Source organism: Ideonella aquatica (assembly GCF_018069755.1).
GTDB classification, from domain to species: domain Bacteria; phylum Pseudomonadota; class Gammaproteobacteria; order Burkholderiales; family Burkholderiaceae_C; genus Ideonella; species Ideonella aquatica.
On the sequence record NZ_JAGQDE010000002.1, the window covers coordinates 35736 to 58287 of the forward strand.

Annotated in this window: 16 protein-coding genes; 11 read left to right on the forward strand and 5 right to left on the reverse strand. The window is 71.4% G+C overall.

Going from position 1 to position 22552, the window contains the following annotated elements; genetic code table 11:
* The first annotated feature begins 187 nt into the window (after positions 1 to 187).
* Positions 188 to 685 (forward strand): hypothetical protein, encoded by a 498-nt coding sequence (locus tag KAK06_RS02330; protein ID WP_210800193.1) that lies wholly within the window; start codon positions 188 to 190, stop codon positions 683 to 685.
* Between the two features lie 83 nt (positions 686 to 768).
* On the opposite strand, the gene KAK06_RS02335 is transcribed toward KAK06_RS02330, so the two are convergent.
* A complete protein-coding gene (locus tag KAK06_RS02335) occupies positions 769 to 2550 on the reverse strand; it encodes a CocE/NonD family hydrolase (RefSeq protein WP_210800194.1) in 1782 nt (593 codons plus the stop codon).
* A 278-nt stretch (positions 2551 to 2828) separates the two neighbouring features.
* Between KAK06_RS02335 and KAK06_RS02340 the strand changes: the two genes are divergently transcribed.
* Positions 2829 to 3335: a hypothetical protein gene (locus KAK06_RS02340; protein WP_210800195.1), complete on the forward strand. Its 507-nt coding sequence runs from the start codon at positions 2829 to 2831 to the stop codon at positions 3333 to 3335.
* Positions 3336 to 3408: 73 nt separating this feature from the next.
* Here KAK06_RS02340 and cphA read toward each other — a convergent pair whose 3' ends face one another.
* Positions 3409 to 5973: a cyanophycin synthetase gene (cphA, locus tag KAK06_RS02345; protein ID WP_210800196.1), complete on the reverse strand. Its 2565-nt coding sequence runs from the start codon at positions 5971 to 5973 to the stop codon at positions 3409 to 3411.
* 32 nt (positions 5974 to 6005) lie between these two features.
* The gene (locus KAK06_RS02350; protein WP_210800197.1) at positions 6006 to 8207 is read right to left on the reverse strand and encodes a cyanophycin synthetase; all 2202 of its coding nucleotides are present in this window, start codon (positions 8205 to 8207) and stop codon (positions 6006 to 6008) included.
* A 152-nt stretch (positions 8208 to 8359) separates the two neighbouring features.
* Between KAK06_RS02350 and KAK06_RS02355 the strand changes: the two genes are divergently transcribed.
* From KAK06_RS02355 to KAK06_RS02365, 3 genes are all read left to right on the forward strand, one after another.
* The gene (locus KAK06_RS02355) at positions 8360 to 10666 is read left to right on the forward strand and encodes a cyanophycin metabolism-associated ABC transporter (RefSeq protein ID WP_210800198.1); all 2307 of its coding nucleotides are present in this window, start codon (positions 8360 to 8362) and stop codon (positions 10664 to 10666) included.
* 16 nt (positions 10667 to 10682) lie between these two features.
* Positions 10683 to 11156, forward strand: a complete 474-nt coding sequence (locus KAK06_RS02360) for a cyanophycin metabolism-associated DUF1854 family protein (RefSeq protein WP_210800199.1) — start codon at positions 10683 to 10685, stop codon at positions 11154 to 11156.
* Between the two features lie 186 nt (positions 11157 to 11342).
* Complete coding sequence (locus tag KAK06_RS02365) at positions 11343 to 13082, forward strand: methyl-accepting chemotaxis protein (RefSeq protein WP_210800200.1); 1740 nt, start codon at positions 11343 to 11345, stop codon at positions 13080 to 13082.
* Positions 13083 to 13085: 3 nt separating this feature from the next.
* On the opposite strand, the gene KAK06_RS02370 is transcribed toward KAK06_RS02365, so the two are convergent.
* On the reverse strand, positions 13086 to 13586 hold the full coding sequence (locus tag KAK06_RS02370; RefSeq protein WP_210800201.1) for a DUF2478 domain-containing protein: 501 nt from the start codon (positions 13584 to 13586) through the stop codon (positions 13086 to 13088).
* A gap of 64 nt (positions 13587 to 13650) precedes the next feature.
* Between KAK06_RS02370 and KAK06_RS02375 the strand changes: the two genes are divergently transcribed.
* The 6 genes from KAK06_RS02375 to KAK06_RS02400 all read left to right on the forward strand — a co-directional run bounded on the left by KAK06_RS02375 (position 13651) and on the right by KAK06_RS02400 (position 21016).
* Complete coding sequence (locus KAK06_RS02375; protein WP_210800202.1) at positions 13651 to 15219, forward strand: sensor histidine kinase; 1569 nt, start codon at positions 13651 to 13653, stop codon at positions 15217 to 15219.
* The gene (locus KAK06_RS02380) at positions 15216 to 15908 is read left to right on the forward strand and encodes a response regulator (protein WP_210800203.1); all 693 of its coding nucleotides are present in this window, start codon (positions 15216 to 15218) and stop codon (positions 15906 to 15908) included. The genes KAK06_RS02375 and KAK06_RS02380 overlap by 4 nt, the downstream gene beginning before the upstream one ends.
* A 50-nt stretch (positions 15909 to 15958) precedes the next feature.
* Positions 15959 to 17845, forward strand: a complete 1887-nt coding sequence (locus tag KAK06_RS02385; protein ID WP_210800204.1) for a potassium transporter Kup — start codon at positions 15959 to 15961, stop codon at positions 17843 to 17845.
* Positions 17846 to 17873: 28 nt separating this feature from the next.
* Entirely contained in the window at positions 17874 to 18734 is an 861-nt protein-coding gene (locus tag KAK06_RS02390; protein ID WP_210800205.1) for an ion transporter, read from the forward strand.
* Positions 18735 to 18861: 127 nt separating this feature from the next.
* Positions 18862 to 19674 carry a mechanosensitive ion channel family protein gene (locus KAK06_RS02395; RefSeq protein ID WP_210800206.1) on the forward strand — a complete coding sequence of 271 codons (813 nt, stop codon included), beginning with the start codon at positions 18862 to 18864 and terminating at the stop codon, positions 19672 to 19674.
* A gap of 103 nt (positions 19675 to 19777) precedes the next feature.
* Positions 19778 to 21016 (forward strand): hypothetical protein, encoded by a 1239-nt coding sequence (locus KAK06_RS02400; protein ID WP_210800207.1) that lies wholly within the window; start codon positions 19778 to 19780, stop codon positions 21014 to 21016.
* 27 nt (positions 21017 to 21043) lie between these two features.
* On the opposite strand, the gene KAK06_RS02405 is transcribed toward KAK06_RS02400, so the two are convergent.
* Positions 21044 to 22531: a hypothetical protein gene (locus KAK06_RS02405; RefSeq protein ID WP_210800208.1), complete on the reverse strand. Its 1488-nt coding sequence runs from the start codon at positions 22529 to 22531 to the stop codon at positions 21044 to 21046.
* Between the last annotated feature and the right edge of the window lie 21 nt (positions 22532 to 22552).

Genomic DNA, 22552 nt, shown 5'->3' on the forward strand with positions numbered 1-22552 from the left:
ACGCAGTGCGCCGTGATGGCGCGGCTCAGCCCCCCCTAGTTCAAACCACGCACGGCCTTCAGCGGCGGGCAGTCCCCCTCGTCCGGGGTCTTGCCGCTGGCCTGGCCTGGACCCAGACTGTCAGCGGCACTGGGGCGACGCGCGGCGCGGCGCAGTGCCCCCACACCGACCCCAAGGAGTACCGACGATGTTCCAGTCCACGCTGTCCCTGATCGCCGCCGCTGCGGCCGTCCTGCTGAGTCAGTCCGTGCAGGCCGGCGCCGATGCCGCCAGCACCAGCCAGGGCGCACAACCCCAAGCCTTCAGTGCGGCACTGAAGCTGCAAAAGACCTACTTTGAGGCGGGCAACGGCTTCGGTTCTGCGCTGCCTGCGGGTTCCAGTCCCTATGGCAGCACCCATACCATCAACTGCACCGTGACCGCGGGCTGCTTCGTCATCGTCCATACCAATGTGCAAGTGGCTGGCGGGGCCAGTGTCAACCCGTCGGCCATCCAGGTCTTGGTGGACGGCGTGGTGTTCGACGGGCCCTACAACACCCCGGTGTCGACCACCAGTTACACCGTGATGAACTACCAGACCGGCTTCCCGCTGACCACTGGCACCCACACGGTGAGCGTTGCGGTGTATGCCTCGAGAGCCACCACGCTGCACCGCTACAACACCGAGATCAAGCTCTACCGGTGACCTGCCCGATGGCGTGATTCACGCAGCCTGAAAGCACACGGCGCCCCGCGGGGCGCCGTGTCTGTGTCAGCCGATCTGATCGCTCAGCGGCTGCCCTCGATGAACTCGCGGATGAACTCGTCGCGACTGAGCTGGCGCCGCGGCGATTCGATCGTGGTGGTTGTGATCGGCTTGACTGCCTTGGCCGCGGACAGATCGCTCAGGCTGCCCAGCAGCGGCATCGTCACCGAGGACTTCTTGGTGTCCACCGTCACCGTCACCGGCTGGTAGCCGATCAGCGGGTTGGGCTGCTCGGCACTGAACACAATGCCCAGGTTGTGGCCGGTCGCAAAGATGCGGTCGTCGGTGTTGAGGGTCCAGCTGAGGGTGTACCACTCGCCCGGCACCAGGTCCTTCTTGACCGACAGCGACTTGTAGTGGCCCACATCGGCCATGGTGCGCGTGACCACATAGGCCGAGCTGCCGTTGTAGTCGACCACACGGGCCTGCAGGCCGGCCACGGGCTTGTCGACCTTGACGCGCAGCGTGACGGTGGTGGTGCCGGCCAGGCGCAGCGGGGCGCCCAGCGCACTGGACAGGAACACCAGCCGGTCGCCACGCACCTGCGTCGGGTTGCCGACGATGCTGTCGCTCGAATAGGCCGCGGCCTGCGTGAAACTGAGGTAGCGCTGCGCCGTGCCCGACGTGGCTGACGCCGTGCTCAGCGCCGGGGCCAGGCGCGCCAGCGGGGAGCTCAGCTTGAGCGTCTGCATGGTCGTGCCTTCGGGCGGCCAGGTGGCGTCGGTCGACCAGCTGCCGTTCTCGCGCTGGATGATGGCCTGCGGTGCGGTGGGAATGCCGTTGTCCAGGCCCTGCAGGTAGTGGTCGAACCAGGCCAGCAGCGGCGTGGTGTAGCTGCTGCCGTAGGAGTAGTAGGGCTCGACATGCTGGCCCTGGTGCAGGAACAGGCGACGCGCCACGCCATGGCGCGCCAGTTCATCCCACCACAGGCCGAACTGGCCGGTCTTGACGTTCTCGTCGGTCAGGCCGTGCACCACGAAGACGCTGGCGGTGATCTTGGAGGCATCCAGCCGGTAGTCGCGCGCGGCCCACCACTTGTTGTAGCTGCCGCTGGTGTCGTCCGACCTGGTTTGCAGCTTGGGTGTCAGCGCACTGCAGCTGGGGTGGTCGAAATTGCTGACGTACTCATGCAGGAACTGCACGTGCTCGGTGTAGTACGGAATGCCGTGGCTGCGGGTGTAGTCGTACCAGCTGGAGATGGCCGCCACCGGGACGATGGTCTTCAGCCCCTCGACGCCGGTGGCAGCCACCGCATTGGCGATGGTGCCGTCCCAGCTCACGCCGATCATGCCGGATTGGCCATTGGTCCACAGCGTGGCGTCGGCGGTGCTGCCGTCCAGGTAGCGCCCCACGGCGCGGCCGTTGGCCCAGTCGATCACGGCCTTGGTGCCCAGGACTTCGTAGTCACCGCCGACGTCGTCGCAGCCGGTGGAAAAGTCCGTGCCGGGCAAGGCCACGGTGGCGACCGCATAGCCGCGGGTGGAGAAGTAGGCGGGCTCCCAGGCGGCCCGGTTGTTCTTGAAGTAGTACGGCGAGGCGTGGATGACCAAGGGCAGGCGCACGCCGGGCGCGGTGTCGGGACGGGTGACCTCGACCCGGATGGTGTCGACCACACCGTCCTTGTCGCGATCAAAACCGGTGTCGACCAGCACCGTTTCCTTGATCGCATTGGCGAAGAAGGGCACGGTGCGCTGGCCCTGCACCCAGGGGCGGTCGGTGGCCTGCGCCAGCATCGGCACGGCCACGGCAGCGGCCAGACAGACAGACTTCAGGCGCGTCTGGCGCCAGGACGAACAGATCAACATCAAGGGCTCTCCTCACTGAGCGTTCGAGGGTATCAGCCGGACCCAGGCCCGGCGAGAGGGCAAGCACCGCCGCATGCTCGTGACCGGCGAGTTGATCCATCGATCCCCCTAGCTTGAGGCCGGCGCGCACCCCTGCGCAGGCCGCACTCCCCCTGTCTGTGGCCTTGTTGATGCCGCCGTCGAGGTCGACACTGACCCCTGCAGGTTCAGCGGCCCACCCGCACCGTTCGGCAGACAAGGCCGCAGTGCCTGCACCTACCCATTCACAGGAGTACCCCATGCTGCGTTCGAAGACCACGATCACCGCCCTGGCTGCCACCGCGCTGCTGTCCTTGTCCTCGCTGGCTCTGGCCGGTGCGGGCGTCGAGAAGGCCAAGGCCCAGCCTGAGGCCTTCACCACGCCGATGAAGCTGCTGAAGGTGAACCACGAAGTGGGCAGCGCCGGCGGCACCGCGATCCCGGCGGCCACGATCACCCAGTACGGCAGCACGCTGACCGTCAATTGCACCGCCACCGGTGGCTGCTATGTGCTGGTGGATGCCGAAGCGCAGGTCTCGCCCACGGCCACCGAGGCCTCGACGGCGCTGTGCATCCGCGTTGATGGCGTCAGCACCGACAACTGCCCGTTCCTGACCCGCACCTCGACCACCGGCTTCACCAGCTTCAACCACCGCGGTGGCGTGTCGGTGACCACCGGCACCCACACCGTGACCACGCACGTCTACACCGGCGTGGCCAGCCAGCTGTACAACTTCAACACCGAAGTCAAGCTGCTGAAGAAGTGATCGGCGCGGGGCCCCTGAGGCCCCGCTCCATCCCTGCGGCGCCTGCGGGCGCCGCGTTCGTCTCAGCCCGGCATCAGGCCTCGGCGCAGCGCCGGGCCAGGTGGGCCAGCGCCTCCTCGACCTGATCCACCAGCACCAGGCACAGATCGCCTGGTTGGAGCCGCGCCAGCGCGGTGTCGATGGCGACGAATTCACCCCGGATCTCGTCGACCCGCGTGGTGCGCGCCGCGCCCTGCAGGCCCTGGCGCAGCAGGCCCAGCACCTCGCCGTCCTCGCGGCCGCGCTGGCAGGCGTCCTGGTACAGGATGACCTCGTCGAAGGCGGCGCCCAGGATCTGGGTCTGCTCGCGGATGTCCTCGTCGCGGCGATCGCCCGCCCCACTGATCACCACGCTGCGGCGCTGCGCCGGCATGGCCTCCACCGCCGCGACCAGCGCGCGCATCGCATCCGGGTTGTGGCCGTAGTCGGCAATCAGCGTGGCGCCCTTGAAGTCCATCACATTGAAGCGGCCCGGCGCGCCGTCCAGGTCGTTGACGAAGCTGGACAGCCCGGCGCGGATCGCGTCCCAGTGCAGGCCGGCGCCCCAGGCAGCGGCGGTGGCGGCCATCGCGTTCTCGACCTGGAAGCCGATCGTGCCGTGGCGGGTCAGCGGAATGTCGCGCAGCGCAATCGCCTCGCGCGCGCTGCCCTCGGCGGCCACGAGGTGGCCGTCGTCGATGTAGACACAGCGTTGGCCCTGCGCGCGGTGGGTGGCCAGCACCGGGTGATGGCGGTCGGCCGAGAAGTAGATGACGCCGCCCGGGCACTCGGGTGCCATCGCCACGCAGTGCGGGTCGGTGGCGTTGAGCACCGCAAAGCCGCTGGGCGCCACGTTCTGCACGATCACCCGCTTGAGCACCGCCAGGTCTTCCACCGTGGTGATGTAGTTCAGGCCCAGGTGGTCGCCGGCGCCGATGTTGGTGACCACCGCCACCTGGCAGCGGTCGAAGCCCAGGCCCTCGCGCAGCACGCCGCCGCGCGCGGTCTCGAACACCGCGGCATCCACATCGGGGTGCATCAGCACGTTGCGCGCGCTCTTCGGGCCCGAGCAGTCGCCCGAGTCGATCTGGCGGCCGTTGACATGCACGCCGTCGGTGTTGGTCATGCCCACGCGCAGGCCGCTGGCGGCGAACAGGTGGGTGATCAGGCGCGCGGTGGTCGTCTTGCCGTTGGTGCCGGTGACGGCCACCACCGGGATGCGGCCGTCCTCGCCGGGCGGGTAGAGGTGGTTGATGATCGCCTCGCCCACCGCGCGGCCCTTGCCGAAGGAGGGCGACAGGTGCATGCGCAGGCCCGGCGCGGCGTTCACCTCGACGATGCCGCCGCTTTGCTCTTCCAGCGGGCGGATCACGCTCTCGCACACCACGTCGACGCCGCAGATGTCCAGGCCGATCATCTGCGCCGCCGCCACCGCGCGCGCCGCCACCTCGGGGTGGACGTCGTCGGTCACATCGGTGGCGGTGCCGCCGGTGGACAGGTTGGCGTTGTTGCGCAGGATCACGCGCTGGCCCTTGGCCGGCACCGATTCGGGCGTCAGGCCCTGGATCTCCAGGCGCGCCACCGCGATGTCATCAAAGCGGATCTTGGTCAGCGAGGTGGCGTGGCCGTCGCCGCGGCGCGGATCGGCATTGACCTGCTCGACCAGCTGGCGCACCGTGTGCTCGCCGTCGCCGATCACCAGCGGCGGGTCGCGCCGCGCGGCGGCCACCAGCTTGTGGCCCACCACCAGCAGGCGGTAGTCGCTGCCGGGCAGGAACTTCTCGACCATCGGTTGGCCGATCTCCTCGGCCACGCGGTAGGCCAGCGCCAGATGCTCGCGGCTGACGATGTTGACGGTCACGCCCTTGCCCTGGTTGCCGTCCTGCGGCTTGACCACCACTGGCAGGCCGATCTCCTGCGCCACCTCCCAGGCCTCGTCGACCGAGTCGACCGGGCGCCCCAGCGGCACCGGCACGCCGGCAGCGCGCAGCAGGGTCTTGGTCAGGTCCTTGTCCTGCGCGATGGATTCGCTGACCGCGCTGGTGGAGTCGACCTCGGCGGCCCAGATGCGGCGCTGCTTGCTGCCCCAGCCGAACTGCACCAGGCTGCCCTGGGTCAGGCGGCGGTGGGGGATGCCGCGGGCCAGGCCGGCGTTGACGATCGAGCCGGTGGACGGGCCCAGGCGGACGTCCTCGTCCAGCTCGCGCAGCGCGGCGATGGTGGCGGTGGCATCAAAAGCGCCATCGGGCGCCAGCGCGGCCTGGATCAGGGCCTCGGCGGCGGCCAGCGCGCGGCGGCCCACGTCTTCCTCGGTGTACTCGACCACCACCTGGTAGATGCCGTCCTCGACGGTGGCGGTGGTGCGGCTGAAGGTCACCGGGCAGCCAGCCTGCGACTGCAGCGCCAGCGTGGCGGCTTCCAGCACATGGGCCAGCGTGACCTGGGCGGGCTGGCGACGCAGGCCGCCCAGGCCGGGGAAGAGGGCGCGCAGGCGGTCCTCGAAGCCCGGCAGCGTGGTCAGCGCGCGCTCGTCGGGCGTGCAGGCGACGATGGCCTCGACGGCGGTGTGGCGGCTCCAGAGGTTCGGGCCGCGCAGGGCCCGGATGCGGGAGATGTCCATGGTTCGACTTCTTGGGGGCGGGTCGTGTGGGGTCAGGCGGCGGCGTTGAGCTCGAAGGTCTCGAGGCCGGCGGCGATCAGTTCGGGGGTGATGCCATAGCCCCAGGCGGCGGCCACGGCGGCCAGCAGGGCCTCGGCCAGGCCGGCGTCGCCGCCGCGGCCCTTGCGACCCAGCACGCCGTGCAGGTCGGGGCCGTTCAGGTCGCCCTGGGGCGAGCGCAGCGTCACGCGGCCGGCCTGCAGCACCGCCGCGCGGCCGCCCCCGGCCAGGTGCTCGCTCAGCGCGGCGGGCAGGCCGTCGGGGCCGTCCACGGCGTACATCAGCACCTCGCCGTCGCACAGCTCGGCCATGCCGGCGATGCGCGGGTCGGCGGCATTGAGCACGCCCACGCCGTCGGCCAGCACCACGTCGATCTGGGTGCGCAGCACCTTGAACATCGCGTCGGCGTCGAACACGTCGTGGTGGGCCAGGGCCGGCCAGCCCTCGGTGTCGGTGACCACGCCGACCTGGCAGCGGTCATAGGGCAGGCCGTCGCCGAAGATCAGGCCGGCGTCGTTCTCGAACACCGCGGCGCGCGCCTCGCGGTTCATCAGCAGGCGGTGGCTGGCCTCCCAGAACTGCTTGCCGGCGCGCTCGATGCGGCGGCTGCCGAGGAACAGGCCGTCGCGGCAGGCCAGCGCGGTGGGCGTGCCGGTCAGGTGGATCAGCCAGGCCACCGCGCGGGCGATCAGTGCGCCGTGTCGGCTGCCGGCGACGCCGACGATCGGGATGCGGCCCGGATGGGCGGTGTCGTCCTCGGGCGGGAACAGGTGGTCGACGATGGCCTGGCCCACCGGGCGGGGCTGGCCCACCGCGGGCTTGAGGTGCATCAGCAGGCCGGGGCCGGCATTGACCTCGACGATCGCGCCGCCCTGCGGCTCCAGCGGCTGCGAGATGTCCTCGCAGACCAGGTCGACGCCGGCGATGTCCAGCCCCACCGCGCGCACCGCCAGCGACACCTGGTGCGCCACGTCAGGGTGGATCTCGTCGGTGCAGTCGATCGCCACATTGCCATTGCGCTGCACCAGCACGCGCTTGCCGGCCGGCACCACCGAATCGCTGCGCAGGCCCTGGCGCTGCAGGTCCAGGCCGATGACCTCGTCCTCGCTGATGTCCAGGCGGTTCAGCGGATGGGCCTCGGTGGTGCCGCGGCGCGGGTCGGAGTTGATCTGGCTGTCGATCAGCTCGGTCACGGTGCTGCGGCCGTCGCCGGTGATCCAGGCGCTCTCGCCGCGGGCCACCGCCACCACCTCGCCGCCCACCACCAGCAGCCGGTGCTCGTTGCCGCGGATGTAGCGCTCCACCAGCACCTCGGAGCCGTGCTTGTCGGCCAGCTCGAAGGCGGCGCGCACATCGGCCTCCTGCGTCAGGTCCAGCGTCACGCCGCGGCCATGGTTGCCGTCGCTGGGTTTGACCACCACCGGCGCGTCCATGTCCTGCGCGGCCTCCCAGGCCTCGTCGGCGCTGGACACCGCCACGCCCTCGGGCACCGGCACGCCGCAGGCCTTGAGCAGGGTCTTGGTCAGGTCCTTGTCGCTGGCGATGTTCTCGGCAATCGCGCAGGTCAGGTCGGTCTCGGCGGTCCAGATGCGGCGCTGGCGGGCGCCGTAGCCCAGCTGCACCAGGTTGCCGTCGTTCAGGCGGATGTGCGGGATGCGGCGGTCGGTGGCGGCCGAGACGATGCAGGCGGTGGAGGGGCCCAGGAAGGAGTCGTCGATCGCGTCACGCACCGCGGTGACGGCGGCGTCCACATCGAAGGCCTCGTCGCGGATGGCGGCATGCAGCAGCGCATGGCCCTGGGCCAGCGCCACCCGCGCCACCTGCTCGTCGCGGGCCCGGAACACCATGCGGTAGACGCCCGTCTGTCGGGTGCTGCGCGTCTGCCCGAAGCCGGTGGGCATGCCGGCCAGGTTGAGCAGCTCGATCACGCAGTGCTCGAGGATGTGGCCGGCCCAGGTGCCCTCGTCCAGGCGCTGCAGGAAGCCGCCGCGCTCACCCACGCCGCAGTGGTGCTCGGCCAGCGCCGGCAGCAGGGCCAGCAGGCGGGCGTTGAAGCCGGGCAGCTTGTTCGACGGCCAGTCTTCCAGCTCGCCCAGGTCCAGCCAGACCTCCAGCACGGAGCGGTAGGTCCAGATGTTGGGGCCGCGCAGGTAGGTGATGCGTTGGAGCTGGATCTCTCGGGGGCGCGCTGTCATGGGATGGTGGGTGGATGCGGGTGGGGGGCGGGCCCGTCGGGGCCTCGCCCCGATTGTGAACCGAGGCGGCGGGCGTGGTGTCCGGGCGGGCCCGGGTGTCGCAAATCGCGGAAAATCAGCGCCAGAGGCGGTCTTCCCGCCCGCCAGCCCCGATGCCCCACGCCCATTCCGACGCCCACACCCCCCGACCGACCGTGCCCCTGGGGGCGCCGCTCGATGAGCGGGAGAACGTGCTGGCCCAGCTCGCGGTTGACCTGGACGAGGACCTGCACTTTGCCGGCGGCTGGCTGCTGCTGACCGAGCGCCAGCTGCTCAGCCGCAGCGGCGACGGCCCCTGGCAGGCCATCCCGCTGGCCGACGGCCAAACCTTGCGCCATGCCGACCACGCTGGCGTCGGCACGCTGGAGCTGGTGCAGGGCGAGGTGCTGCAGCGGCGCTGGCGCTTCACGCTGGGCGCCAATGTGCAGGCGCTGCGCCTGGTCAAGCGCTTTGAGCAGCTGCAGGAGGCGCGCGCCCATGGCCACGCCCCCGAGGGCGACGACCCCACCCGCTGCCCCTCCTGCCGCAACACCCTGCCCGACGACTCCGACGAGTGCCCGATCTGCACCCGCGAACTCAACACCCCGCCCAGCACCTGGGTGCTGCTGCGCCTGTGGCGCTTCGCCCGCCCCTACCGCGGCCAGTTGCTGGCCGGTTTCCTGCTGACGCTGGCCTCCACCGCCGCGCACATGGTGCCGCCCTACCTGACCATTCCGCTGATGGACGAGGTGCTGATCCCGTTCCAGAACGGCCAGAAGATCGATCCCACTTACGTGATGTGGCTGCTGGCCGGCCTGCTGGGCTCGGGCCTGATGGCCTGGGGCCTGGGCTGGGCGCGCACCTGGATCCTGGCGCTGGTCTCCGAGCGCATCGCCGCCGACCTGCGCACCACGGCCTTTGAACACCTGCTGGGCCTGTCGCTGGACTACTTCGGCGCCAAGCGCACCGGCGACCTGATGGCCCGCATCGGCAGCGAGACCGACCGCATCTCGGTCTTCCTGTCGCTGCACGCGCTGGATTTCGCCACCGACGTGCTGATGCTGGGCATGACCTCGGTGATCCTGTTCTCGGTCAACCCCTGGCTGGCCCTGGTCACGCTGGTGCCGCTGCCCTTCATCGCCTGGATGATCCACACCGTGCGCGACCGCCTGCGCACCGGCTTCGAGAAGATCGACCGCGCCTGGGGCGACGTCACCAACGTGCTGGCCGACACCATCCCTGGCATCCGCGTGGTCAAGGCCTTTGCCGCCGAGCGCCGCGAGGCCAACCGCTTTCGCGCCGCCAACCAGGCCAACCTGCAGGTCAATGACCGGCTCAACAAGGTCTGGAGTCTGTTCACGCCCACCGTGGCGCTGCTGACCGACATCGGCCTGCTGGTGGTCTGGGGCTTCGGCATCTGGCAGGTCAGCCAGGGCCAGATCACGGTGGGCGTGCTCAGTGCCTTCCTGGCCTACATCGGCCGCTTCTACGGCCGGCTCGATTCGATGAGCCGCATCGTCTCGGTGACGCAAAAGGCGGCGGCCGGCGCCAAGCGCATCTTCGACATCCTGGACCACGTCTCCAACGTGCCCGACCCGGCCGATCCGGCGAAGCTGCCGCCGGGCGGCCTCAGCGGCGGCGTGACGATGGAGAACATCTCCTTCCGCTACGGCAACCGCTCGGTGATCCGCGGCCTGAACCTGGAGATCCGGCCCGGCGAGATGATCGGCCTGGTCGGCCACAGCGGCTCGGGCAAGAGCACGCTGGTCAACCTGATCTGCCGCTTCTATGACGTGACCGACGGCTCGATCAAGGTGGACGGCATCGACCTGCGGCGCATCGCCGTGGCCGATTTCCGCAGCCACATCGGCCTGGTGCTGCAGGAGCCCTTCCTGTTCTTCGGCACCGTGGCCGAGAACATCGCCTATGGCCGACCGGATGCCAGCCGCGAGCAGATCGTTGCCGCCGCCCGCGCCGCCCATGCGCACGACTTCATCCTGCGCCTGCCGCAGGGCTACGACTCGCTGGTGGGCGAGCGCGGCCAGGGCCTGTCCGGTGGCGAGCGCCAGCGCATCAGCATCGCCCGCGCGCTGCTGATCGACCCGAAGTTCCTGATCCTTGACGAGGCCACCTCGGCCGTCGACACCGAGACCGAAAAGGAAATCCAGAAGGCGCTGGACAACCTGGTCCAGGGCCGCACCACGATCGCCATCGCCCACCGCCTGTCCACGCTGCGCAAGGCCGACCGGCTGGTGGTGATGGACCGCGGCGAGATCGTCGAAGTCGGCCCGCACGACGAGCTGATGGCACGCCAGGGCCACTACTGGCGCCTCTACGAAGCCCAGGCCCGCAAGGCCGAGGCCGAGGACGACGAGGGCTCCGACCACGACGCCGTGCTGCTGGCCCGCCAGCCGCAGCCTTCGGCCCACACCGGCGCGTGATCGACGCGTAGCGAGCATGAGCACCCCCGCCTTCACCCTCACCCGCAACCCGCTGGGCCGCCTGGTCTGCACGCTGGCCGACGGCAGCGAGCACATCGGCGTGCTGCCGGTGCGCGCCTTCCCGATCGCCGCACCCGACGAGGGGGTGTCGCTGGTCGGCCCCGCCGGCCATGAGCTGGTCTGGATCGAGCGCCTCTCGGCCCTGCCCGCGGCACCGCGCCAGTTGATCGAGGACGAGCTGGCCGCGCGCGAGTTCGTGCCGCGCATCCAGCGCATCGTCGCCGTGTCCACCTTCTCCACGCCCAGCACCTGGACCGTCGAGACCGACCGCGGCCCGGCCACGCTGGTGCTGAAGGTGGAAGAAGACATCCGCCGCCTGCCCGAGCGCGGCCGGCTGCTGATCACCAGCGGCCACGGCGTGGTGTTCGAGGTGCCCGACCTGCTGGGCCTGGACAGGCACTCCAAGAAGCTGCTCGAGCGCTTCCTCTGAGCGGCAAATAGCCGCCCATGGCCGGTCTATTGCGGCCTTTGTCATACCCCGGCTGGTAGCACAGTGACTTCCTTGCAAGTCTGCCGCCAAGCGGGTCGGCAGGCTGCGGCCGTGGCGGATGCAGCGCCGGCACGGCCGTGATGGGCCGCCCCGGCGGCACGACCAGGCTGCCGGAGACATGGGCCGATGCTCGCCAACCTCTCTTTCCAACACAAGGTCCGCCTGCTGCTCGCGGTGGCCCTGGTGGCCGTGCTCGGTACCGCCAGCGTGGCTGTCTGGCTCGACGCCCGCCACATCGATCAAGGCCGCCGGGCCCAGCTGGTGACCGCGGTGCAGTCGCTGGCCAGCCTGGTGCAGTCCTACCAGGACCAGGCCGCGGCCGGCACACTGTCGCAGGCCCAGGCCCAGGCTGCCGCCACCGAGGCCGTGCGCCGTGCCCGCTACGGCGGCGCCGACGGCAAGAGCGATTACTTCTACATCTGGGCGCTCGACGGCACCGGCGTGATGCACCCGATCAAGCCCGAGTGGATCGGCCAGAACATGCTGGGCAAGGTCAAGGACGGCCGCGGCGGCGACATCATCGCCATGCTGCAGCAGGGCATCCGCCAGAGCCCCGACGGCCGTGCCTTTGTCGACACCTGGTTCCCGCGGCCCGGCACCGATGTGCCAGTGGCCAAGCTGCAGTACGTGGTCAAGGTGGCCGGCTGGGACTGGATGGTGGGCTCCGGCCTCTACATGGACGACGTGTATGCCGAAGTGCGCAGCACGGTGATCCGCGGCGTCGTCGCGGTGCTGCTGACCACCTCGCTGCTGGTGGCGCTGGCCTGGACGCTGGCGCGCAGCGTGCGCCTGACGCTGGGCGGTGACCCGGCCCAGGCCCGTGCCATCGTCGCCGAGGTGGCCCAGGGCCGCCTGGACGTTCCGATTCCTGCCGCTCCGGCCGGCAGCCTTTTTGACGGCCTGGCGCAGATGCTCGCCGGCCTGCGCCAGATGGTGGGCCAGGTCCGCAAGGCCACCGACTCGATCGGCACCGCCTCGGGCGAGATCGCCAGCGGCAACGCCGATCTCAGCCAGCGCACCGAGCAGACCGCCTCCAACCTGGAGAAAACCGCCTCGGCGATGGAGCAGCTCACCGCCACCGTGCGCCAGAGCGCCGACTCGGCGCACACCGCCAATCAGCTGGCCACCTCGGCCGCCGAGGCCGCCCGCCGCGGTGGCGAGGTGGTGTCACAGGTGGTCTCGACGATGGGCGAGATCAACCAGTCCAGCCAGCGCATCGCCGACATCATCGGCGTCATCGATGGCATCGCCTTCCAGACCAACATCCTGGCGCTGAACGCCGCGGTGGAAGCCGCGCGGGCCGGCGAGCAGGGCCGCGGCTTCGCGGTGGTGGCCGGCGAGGTGCGCAGCCTGGCGCAGCGCTCGGCCTCGGCGGCCAAGGAGATCAAGAGCCTGATCGGCACCTCGGTCGAGAAGGTCGAGTCCGGCGCCCGCCTGGTGGGCGACGCCGGTCGCACGATGGACGAGATCGTCGCCTCGGTGCAGCGCGTCACCGACGTGGTCGGCGAGATCAGCTCGGCCGCCGCCGAGCAGAGCCAGGGCATCAGCGACGTCAACCGCTCGGTCACCGAGCTCGACCAGATGACGCAGCAGAACGCCGCGCTGGTGGAGCAGAGCGCTGCCGCGGCCGAGAGCCTGCGCGAGCAGGCCGGTCGCCTGAGCGGCGTGGTGGCGGGCTTCCGCATCGGGGCGGTGGCGCCGCCACCCGCACCGGTCCCGCGCGCCCCCGCATCCGCATCGGCACACACACCCGCGCCCGCACCGGTGACCAGCGCCACGCCGAAGGCCGCGCCGCGACCGGCCGCGCCAGCGCCCGTGGCGGCCGCGACCGCCAACGCCGACGACGGCGACTGGGCGACGTTCTGATCCTCAGGCGCCCGGCAAGGCCGCGAGCCAGCCGGGCAGGTCCTGGGGGTCCATCAGCGGCCAGTCGCCGCTGAAGCGGGCCCAGGCCTCGGCATGCTTGTCGGCCACGGCGGTCAGCACCGGCACGCCGGCAGCCACCAGGGCCATCAGCTCGTCGGCCAGGCCCTCGCCCTCGGCCTCCAGGCCACCAAAGCGATTGATCACCACCAGGTCGGGCGGCGGCTGTTCGTCCAGCGCGCGGCGCAGCACCACGCTGGCACGCGCGAAGCCCTGGGTGTCGACGCGGCAGCCGGTGGCGCCCGGGCCCAGGTCCTGCGAGACCAGGAAGGACTCGCCGGTCTGCACGTCCTTCAGCACCATCGCGCCACACACGGCCGAGCCGTCGGGCCAGGTCATCACCAGGCCGCGCACCCGCAGGCCGGCGGCCTGGGCGCGCTCGGCGGCGTCGGCCAGCAGGGCATCCATGTCGAGCGCGCCATCGTGGCGCAACGCGGCGATCTTCATCCGGTGGATGATAGACCGCTGGCGCATATGCTTTCCTGATGCGACCGCCGCCATGCTGCCGCCCATGAACCCGACCGACACGCCGCCTGCCCTGCGCCGGCTCGTCGGCGCGCTGGTGTGGGCGCTGGCCTGGCTGGCGCTGGTGCTGGCCGATGGGCGGCTGGAGCGCGCGCCGCTGTCGCTGTGGCTGGTGGCCGGTGCCGCGCTGGCCTCGCCCTGGTGGAGCCTGCCGGCCTCGCTGGCCGCTGCGGCGGCTTCGGTGGCGGCCTTCAACTGGCTCTTCGTGCCGCCGCGCGGCAGCTTCAGTGTGGGTTCGACCGATGACCTCTGGCTGCTGGCCGGCCTGTGGGTGGTGACCTGGGTGGTGGCGGCGCTCAGCGCCGCCGCGCGCCGCCAGGCCGGCCGTGCCGAGGACTGGGCGCGCCGCTCGCAGACCCTGCGCGAATGGGCCGAGGCCGCGCGCGACACCGACGATCCGCTGACCCTGGCCGGCCGCCTGCAGCAGCAGCTCGACGCGCTGGGCGGCGGGCCGGCCACACTGTGGCTGTGGCGCGCATCGCCGCCGCCACTCGGCGAGGCCTGGGGCGCCGATGATGCGCGGCTGTGCCGGCTGGGCGAGGCCGACGCCGAGGCCGCTGCCGCGCTGGCCCATGGCCTGCGCCAGCGCGAGGCCATCGGCCCCGGCACCGGCCGCCACCAGTCGCTGGGCCAGTGGGTGCTGCCGCTGCGCGGCCGCGCGGTGGTGAGCGGTGCGGCGCTGCTGCGCGGGCCGGCGGTGCAGCGGGTGGATGACGCCGCGCGGCTGCAGGCCCAGGCCTTGTGCGATCAGCTGGGGCAGGCGCTGGAGCGCGCCCATGCCCGTGCCGCCGACCAGCGTGCCCGCGACGAAACGCGCGACCAGCAGGCCCGCAACGCGCTGCTGGCGGCCATCTCCCACGACTACCGCACACCGCTGGCCACCATCCGCGGCGCGGCCGATTCGCTGCTCGACCAGGCGCCGCAGCTGGCCCCGTCGCAGCGCGAGGCGCTCTTGCACACGATCCGTGACCAGGCCACCCAATTGGCTCGGATGACCGACAACACGCTGCAACTGGCGCGCCTGGATGCGCCCGGGCTGCAGCTGCGCACCGACTGGGAGTCGCCCGAGGAGATCATTGGCGCCGCGCTGCAACGCGCCCGCCAACGCGAGGCCGAGGGCCAGCCGCGCGCCCGCGGCAGCGCCTCGCGCCTGCAGGCCCGGCTGGAGCCCGGCTTGCCGCTGCTGCGCTGCGACGCGGTGCTGCTGGCCCAGCTGCTGGACAACCTGGTCGACAACGCGCTGGCCTACAGCCCGCCCGACAGTCCGGTCGAGCTGCTGGCGCGCCGCCAGGGCGAGCAACTGGTGCTGGCCGTGCGCGACCGTGGCCCCGGCGTGCCGCCGGCCTGGCGCGAGCGCCTGTTCGAGCCCTGGCGCCGCGGCCCGGCAGCCGACGGCGCACCGCAAGGCGCCGGGGTCGGCCTGGCCGTCTGTCGCGCCATCGCCCAGGCCCACGGCGGCCAGATGACACTGCGCCGCCGCGCGCATGGCGGCAGCGCCTTCGAGTGCCGGCTGCCACTGGGTGAGCCGCCCGCCTGGCCCGAGGCCGCGTCATGAAGGTGCTGCTGGTCGAGGACGACGCCGCGCTGGGCGCCACGCTGCGCGAGGCCCTGCAGGTGGAAGGCCACCGCGTGCGCCACGCCGCCAGCGCCGCCGAGGCGCGTGCGCTGCTCACGCACGACGGCCCGCCCGACCTGCTGCTGCTCGACCTGGGCCTGCCCGATGGCGACGGCGCCACGCTGCTGGCCGAACTGCGCAGACGCCACGGCTTCGCGGTCATCGTCATCTCGGCGCGCCACGACGAGGCCGGCAAGATCGCCCTGCTCGACGGCGGCGCCGACGATTACCTGGTCAAGCCCTTCGCGCTGGGCGAGCTGCTGGCGCGCATGCGCGTGGCCTGGCGCCACCGCGGCCAGGCGGCTGCGCCAGCCATCACCCACTACGAGCACGACGGCTGGCAGATCGATCTGCAAGCCCACCGCGTGTGCCTGTGGCGCGACCAGGCCTGGTGCGAGGTGCATCTCACGCCCACCGAGTTCGCGCTGCTGGCGCGCCTGGTGCGCAGCGCCGGCCAGGTGGTCACGCACCGCCAGTTGCTGGCCGATGTCTGGGGCGCCGAGTTCGTCGAGCACACCCACTACCTGCGCCTGTACATGGGCCAGTTGCGGGCCAAGCTGGAAGAGCGCCCGGGCGAGCCGCGTCGGCTGCTGACCGAGCCCGGCGTGGGCTACCGCCTGGTGCCCTGAACGGCCGGGACTTATGCGTTCCTGATGCCGGCCTGCGCAGCATCGGGGCCATGAACCCGGAACCCCCCACCCACCGCCCCACCGGCCCGCTGGCCGCGCTCACGCTGGCCGCGATCGGCGTCGTCTACGGCGACATCGGCACCAGCCCGCTCTACACCGTCAAGGAGATCTTCGGACCGGCCGGCGTGCCGCTGGACCGCCCGCACCTGATCGGCGCGGTCTCCACCATCGTCTGGGCCCTGATGCTGGTGGTCACCCTGAAGTACGTGGTGCTGGTGCTGCGCGCCGACAACCGCGGCGAAGGCGGCGTGATGGCGCTGGCCGCACTGGCCGCGCAGTCGGTGGCTGATCGGCCGGCCTGGCGTGCCGCCCTGCTGGCGCTGGGTCTGGCCGGCGCCACGCTGTTCTATGGCGACAGCGTGATCACGCCGGCCATCTCGGTGCTGGGCGCGATGGAGGGGCTGGAGGTGCTGGCGCCCTCGCTGCACGCCTGGGTGGTGCCGGCCTCGCTGGCGGTGCTGGTGGGCCTGTTCGCGGTGCAGCGCTTCGGCACGGCGGTGGTCGGCCGCGCCTTCGGGCCGGTGATCGTGCTGTGGTTTGTGACGCTGGCCGCCACCGGGGTGTGGCAGATCCTGGCCGAGCCCGGCATCCTGGCGGCGCTGAACCCGCTGCATGCCTGGCACTTCCTGCTGGAGCGCGGCCCCGGCCTGCTGCTGGCGGTGGGCGCCATCGTGCTGGCGCTGACCGGCGCCGAGGCGCTGTACGCCGACATGGGCCACTTCGGCGCGCGGCCGATCCGCCTGGCCTGGAGCGGCCTGGTGCTGCCGTCGCTGGCGCTCAACTACCTGGGCCAGGGGGCGCTGCTGATGCGCGATCCCGCAGCCTTGCAGAACCCCTTCTACCGCCTCTTCCCCGAGCCCCTGCTGGTGCCCGCGCTGGTGCTGGCCACGCTGGCCGCGATCATCGCCTCGCAGGCGGTGATCTCGGGCGCCTACTCGGTGACGCGCCAGGCCATCCAGCTGGGCTATCTGCCGCGCATGCAGGTGCGGCACACCTCGGCCGATGCCGCCGGGCAGATCTACCTGCCGGCGGTGAACGTGGCGCTGCTGCTGGGCGTGGTGATGGCGGTGCTGATGTTTGGCAGCAGCTCGGCGCTGGCCTCGGCCTACGGCATCGCGGTGACGCTGACGATGATGATCACCACCGTGCTGACCTTTTTCGTGGTGCGCCACGCCTGGCGCCTGCCGGCGCCGCTGGCCTGGGGCGCCACGGCCTTCTTCCTGGCGGTGGACGCGCTGCTGGTGGCCGGCTGCGCGATCAAGCTGTTCGACGGCGGCTGGTTCCCGCTGGTGCTGGGCGCCGGCCTGTTCCTGCTGATGAGCACCTGGGCGCGCGGCCGCACGCAGATGCTGGCCGCCATCCGCGCCGACGGCCTGGTGCTGGCCGACTTCCTGCGCCAGCTCGACCCCCACACGCTGGCCCGCGCCGAGCGCGCCGCAGTCTACGCGGTGGCCGACCCGCACACCGTGCCCCAGGCCCTGCTGCACAACCTCAAGCACAACCAGGTGCTGCACCGCGACAACCTGATCCTCACCGTGCACTTCGCCGAGCAGCCGCACTGGCCCGCCGCGCAGCGCGCCCAGGTGGAGCCGCTGGCGCCCGGCTTCTGGCGCGTGGGCTTGCACTATGGCTTCATGGAGACGCCGGACATCCCGCAGGCGCTGCAGGCCTGCGCCGCCCCGGGATTGAGCCTGTCACCGTTCGAGACCAGCTTCTTCCTCAGCCGCGAGACGGTGATGCCCACCGACGGCGACGGCATGGCCCGCTGGCGCGAGACGCTCTTTGCCTGGATGAGCCGCAACGCCGGCAGCGCCGCCAGCTACTTCCGGCTGCCGGACAACGCGGTGGTGGAGCTGGGTACCCGGGTGCAGATCTGATGGCCGGGGCGGGCGCTATGCTGGCGGGATGCCCGCCCATACCCCCGCGCCCCCCGCGCGCGAGCCCGGCCGCCCCGACACCGGCTGGCGCCTGCGCCTGTACACCATCATCTTCGAGGCCGAGACCCGCGCCGGCCGTGCCTTCGACATCGCGCTGATCGGCCTGATCCTGGTCAGCGTGGCGGTGGTGGTGCTCGACAGCGTCGAGTCCATCCACAACCGCCACGCCAGCCTGTTCACGGTGCTGGAGTGGGGCTTCACGGTCATCTTCACGCTGGAGTACATCGCCCGCCTGGCCTGCGTGCGCCACCCGTGGGTGTACGCGCGCAGCGCCTTTGGCATCATCGATCTGCTGGCGGTGCTGCCCACCTACCTGGCCTTCTTCTTTCCGGGGCTGCATGCGCTGCTGGATGTGCGCGTGCTGCGCCTGCTGCGGGTGTTCCGGATCTTCAAGCTGGGCGCCTACGTGGCCGAGTACGGCGCGCTGGGCCGGGCGCTGTGGCTGTCGCGGCGCAAGATCCTGGTGTTCCTGTCCTTCGTGCTGATGGTGGTGCTGGTGATGGGCACGCTGATGTACGTGGTGGAGGGCCCGGGCAACGGCTTCACCAGCGTGCCGGTGGGCGTGTACTGGGCCATCACCACCATGACCACCGTGGGCTTCGGCGACATCACGCCCAAGACCGACCTGGGCCGCCTGATCGCGTCGATGATGATGCTGCTGGGCTGGGGCACGCTGGCGGTGCCCACCGGCATCGTCAGCGCCGAGTTCACCGCCCAGCGCCTGGAGCCCACCACCCGCACCTGTCCCGAGTGCCTCAGCGAGGGCCACCTGGCCAGCGCGCGCTTCTGCCGCGACTGCGGCGCCACGCTGCCGCCCTACCAGCGCTGAGCACTGTGGCGCCGCGCTGCGGCGCGCGCGCCACAGCGGCATGATAAGGTGGCGCGGTGCCACCGACCGTCATCGCCATGACGCCATGCAGGGCCGACGATGCGGGCCTTCTTCCAAGGAGCCCCGCATGGACTTCAGCAGCCTTCACCAATTCCTCAGCACCACCGTCGCCGAACTGGCGATCAAGGTGCTGGCCTCGCTGGCCTTCTGGATCATCGGCCGCTGGCTGATCGGCCGCGTGGTCGGCATGATCCAGGCGACCATGGGCCGCAACCATGTCGACCCCACGCTCACCAAGTACCTGGGCAACATCGCCGCCGTGGCATTGAACATCGCCCTGGTGCTGGGCATCCTGGGCTACTTCGGCATCCAGACCACCTCGTTCGCGGCCCTGCTGGCCGGTGCCGGCGTGGCCATTGGCGCGGCCTGGAGCGGCATGCTGGGCAACTTCGCGGCCGGCGCCTTCATGCTGGTGCTGCGGCCCTTCAAGGTGGGCGACTTCGTCAGCGTGGGCGGCGTGGTGGGCACGGTGCGCGAGCTGGGCCTGTTCGCCACCACCATCGTCACCCCGGACAACGTGATGACCCTGGTGGGCAATGGCAAGATCTTTGGCGACACCATGCAGAACTTCAGCGCGCTGCCGCTGCGCCGCGTGGAGCGCACCGCGCAGCTGGCAGTGGGCGTGGACCCGCTGGACGCCATCGCCCGCCTCAAGGCCGCGGTGGCCGCCATCCCCAACGTGTCGGCCGAGATGCCGCCCGAGGTCTCGCTGCTGGACATGAACCTCAACGGCTGCGTGATCGCGGTGCGCCCCTACTGCGCCAATGCCGACTACTGGCAGGTCTACTTCGACACCAACGAGGCCATCGTGCGCACCGCCCAGCAGGCCGGCTGGCCAGCGCCTACGCCCTCGCAGATCACCCGCATCGTCAACGCCTGAGTGCGACGGGCCTTGTGCTGGCGCAAGCCGGCGCAAGCGAGGGATGGCGCGCTGCCCGCACTCGTCCTAGCGTGGAGGCGTTGTCCACACGCAGGAGTTGATGATGCGCGTTGTCCTTCCGTCCCTGATCGCCCTGGCCGCTGCCGCGGTGGCCGGCCAGGCCCTGGCGCAGCAGGTGGTCAAGCCGCCGCAGTCCCAGGCCTGGATCGATGTGGCCACCTACGGCGGCATGGGGGGCCTGGGCGGGGCCGGCGGTGGCAACCCGATGGCCATGCTGGGCGGCCTGTTTGGCGGCGCCGGTGGCAAGAACAGCTTCGGTAACACCCAGGTCGGCCAGGCCGGGCGCTGGGTGGACGTGACGCTGATGACGCGCGCCAACCCACAGTTGCAGGACGCCCAGCAGGCCGTGCCCGCCGGCTTCCTGAGCCCGGCGCTGAAGCTGCAGGCCCCGCGCGAGACCAAGGGCACGCTGCCGCCCGAGTCCGGCGAGGAGCGCGCCGAGGAGCCCCGCTACGAGAAGCCCGAGGGCAAGATCTACCTCTACTGGGGCTGCGGCGACACCGTGCGCGCCGGCCAGCCCAAGGTGCTGGACATGGCCACCGCCACGCCGGCCGACCTGGCGAAGTTCTTCCAGGTACGCAGCGCCACCCAGCGCGGCACCCACCAGGCCACCGGCCGTCCGGTCTGGCCCAGCCCCGCCGACAGCCGCATGGTGCCGCCGCAGGCCAGCCTGGTGGGCGAGCACGCCTTCAGCGGCCAGGGCGTACCCGAGGCCTTCAGGTTCCAGGTGGGCGCCCAGCAGGACCTGATGCCGGCCATCGAGCTGGCCCAGCGCAACGCCGATGGCGCCTGGGCCCTGACCTGGACCCCGCCGCCCACCGCCCGCGCCCAGTTCCTGGCCGCCATGGGCGGGCGTGGCAAGAACGAGATGGTGCTGTGGACCAGCGCCGAGGTGCCCGAGACCGGCTTCGGCCTGTTCGACTACCAGACCAACGCCGCCGTGGACCGCTGGCTCAAGGAGAAGGTGCTGCTGTCGCCCAGCACCAGCCAGTGCACCGTGCCCAAGGGCGTGTTCACGGGCGAGGGCGGCATGCTGCGTGCCATCGCCTATGGCAGCGAACTGAACCTGGCCCACCCGCCACGCCCCACCGACCCCAAGCAGGCCTGGGAGCCGCAATGGGCCGTCAAGCTGCGCGTGAAGAGCCAGAGCACCGCGATGCTGGGCATGGAAGGCGGCATGCCCACGCGCGGCATGCCCGCCGAGCCGGCGCCGGCGCCGCAGGAGGAGGGCAACAAGCTGCCCAATGCCAAGGACCTGCTCAAGGGCATCTTCGGGCGCTGAGCGGCAGGCGCCGTCACGCGCCCCGGCCTACGCCGCGGCCGGGCGCGGGGCGTTCTCCTGCGAGGAAAGCAGCAACTGGTCGAGGATGCCCTGGATGTCCCGGTCATCCTGGGCCGAGGCCAGGTAGACCGTGACCGGCGGCGCCGCGGCCGCGCGGTTGGGCGACGCCGCACCCAGCGTGCGCCAGCACTCCAGGATCAGCGCCTGGATGCGTTCGACATCCGGCGGATCCGCCAGGAAGACGATCTGCGCCAGCGGCACCGTGTCCAGCAGAAAGGCCACCTCGTAGCGGCAGCCCTGGCGATCGGCCGAGTAGCCGCGCAGATCCATCAGCACGGCCGAGCTGACCTGGGCGGCCTGGCTCACCGCCGTCTTCCAGACGTCGTCGTGGCACATCATCGGCAGGCTGCGAAAGCTCAGGTCCAGCTGGCGCGGCCAGACCTCCAGGTGCTGCAGGCGTGCCGTCACATCGGCCGGGCTGCGCAGGAACTGGCGCTCGACCTGTTGCAGGCGCCAGCGCAGGTGCACCGCCGCGGCCACCACCACTGCCGCCAGCATGAGCCAGCACCACAGCGCAGGCTGCGGGGCATTGGCCGCGATCATGAGGGTGGCCGCCGCCGACCCGATGACCGCCAGGAACATTCCGCTGCCCTGCCGGTGCTGGCTGTGGATGAAGCTGGGGTCGACGACGGTGAAGAAGGTCCCGAAGTGGCGCCAGTACTGCAGCAGCCCTTCGAAGGTGAACAACGCCGCCTCATCGATGCCGAAGACCCGCAGCACCAGCAGCTTCGCGTTCGGGGTGCGCCGCGCCCGCGCCATCAGCCGCCAGACCAGGGCGACATGGGCGGCCATCGCCAGCCCATAGCCCAGGGCGGTGCGCCACGCAGGGCTGTCCTGCTGCAGGGCCGAGACCACCAGCACCCCGGCCAGTACCAGGAACAGGCCCCAGATCGGCGCCCGCCAGGGCGGTTGGGCGATCGCCAGCCCGTGGGTGGCAAAGGGCCGCAGCACACCGGCCAGGCCCGGCACATGGGCGCGGAACTGGCTGCGAAAACCCGCGTAGCGCACCACGGCCAGGAAGGGCAGCGACAGCATCGCCACCAGGCTGACGATGAAGGCCAGCACCGACACATCGGGTGGGCCCTCGCCCGGCCAGTTGTACACCGCCAGCGGGAACAGCACATAGGCCGCGGCAATGGCCAACTCGTGCCTGAATGCGGCGCTGAAGTCCGCCCGGGCGCGGGCGGTCAGCAGCTCGCGCGTGGCGATGGCGTCAGACGGCGTGCTGTGGGCATCGACGAGTCGCCATCCAGGTGGCTCAGGCGGCTCGGGTGGCGGCGCCGGGGCCACATCGGGCGCGGCCGGCGCCGCAGCGGCGCTCAGGCCCGACGAGGCCATCATCAGCTGGCGCACCCGCCGCACCACCAGGCGCCGCGTCAACACCGCAGCCAGGCCCACCAGCGCGGGGATGCCCAGCACGAAGTACATCAGAGAGAAGTCCGTGCCCTGGGCCATGCGCGCTCCTGTGGATCGGCG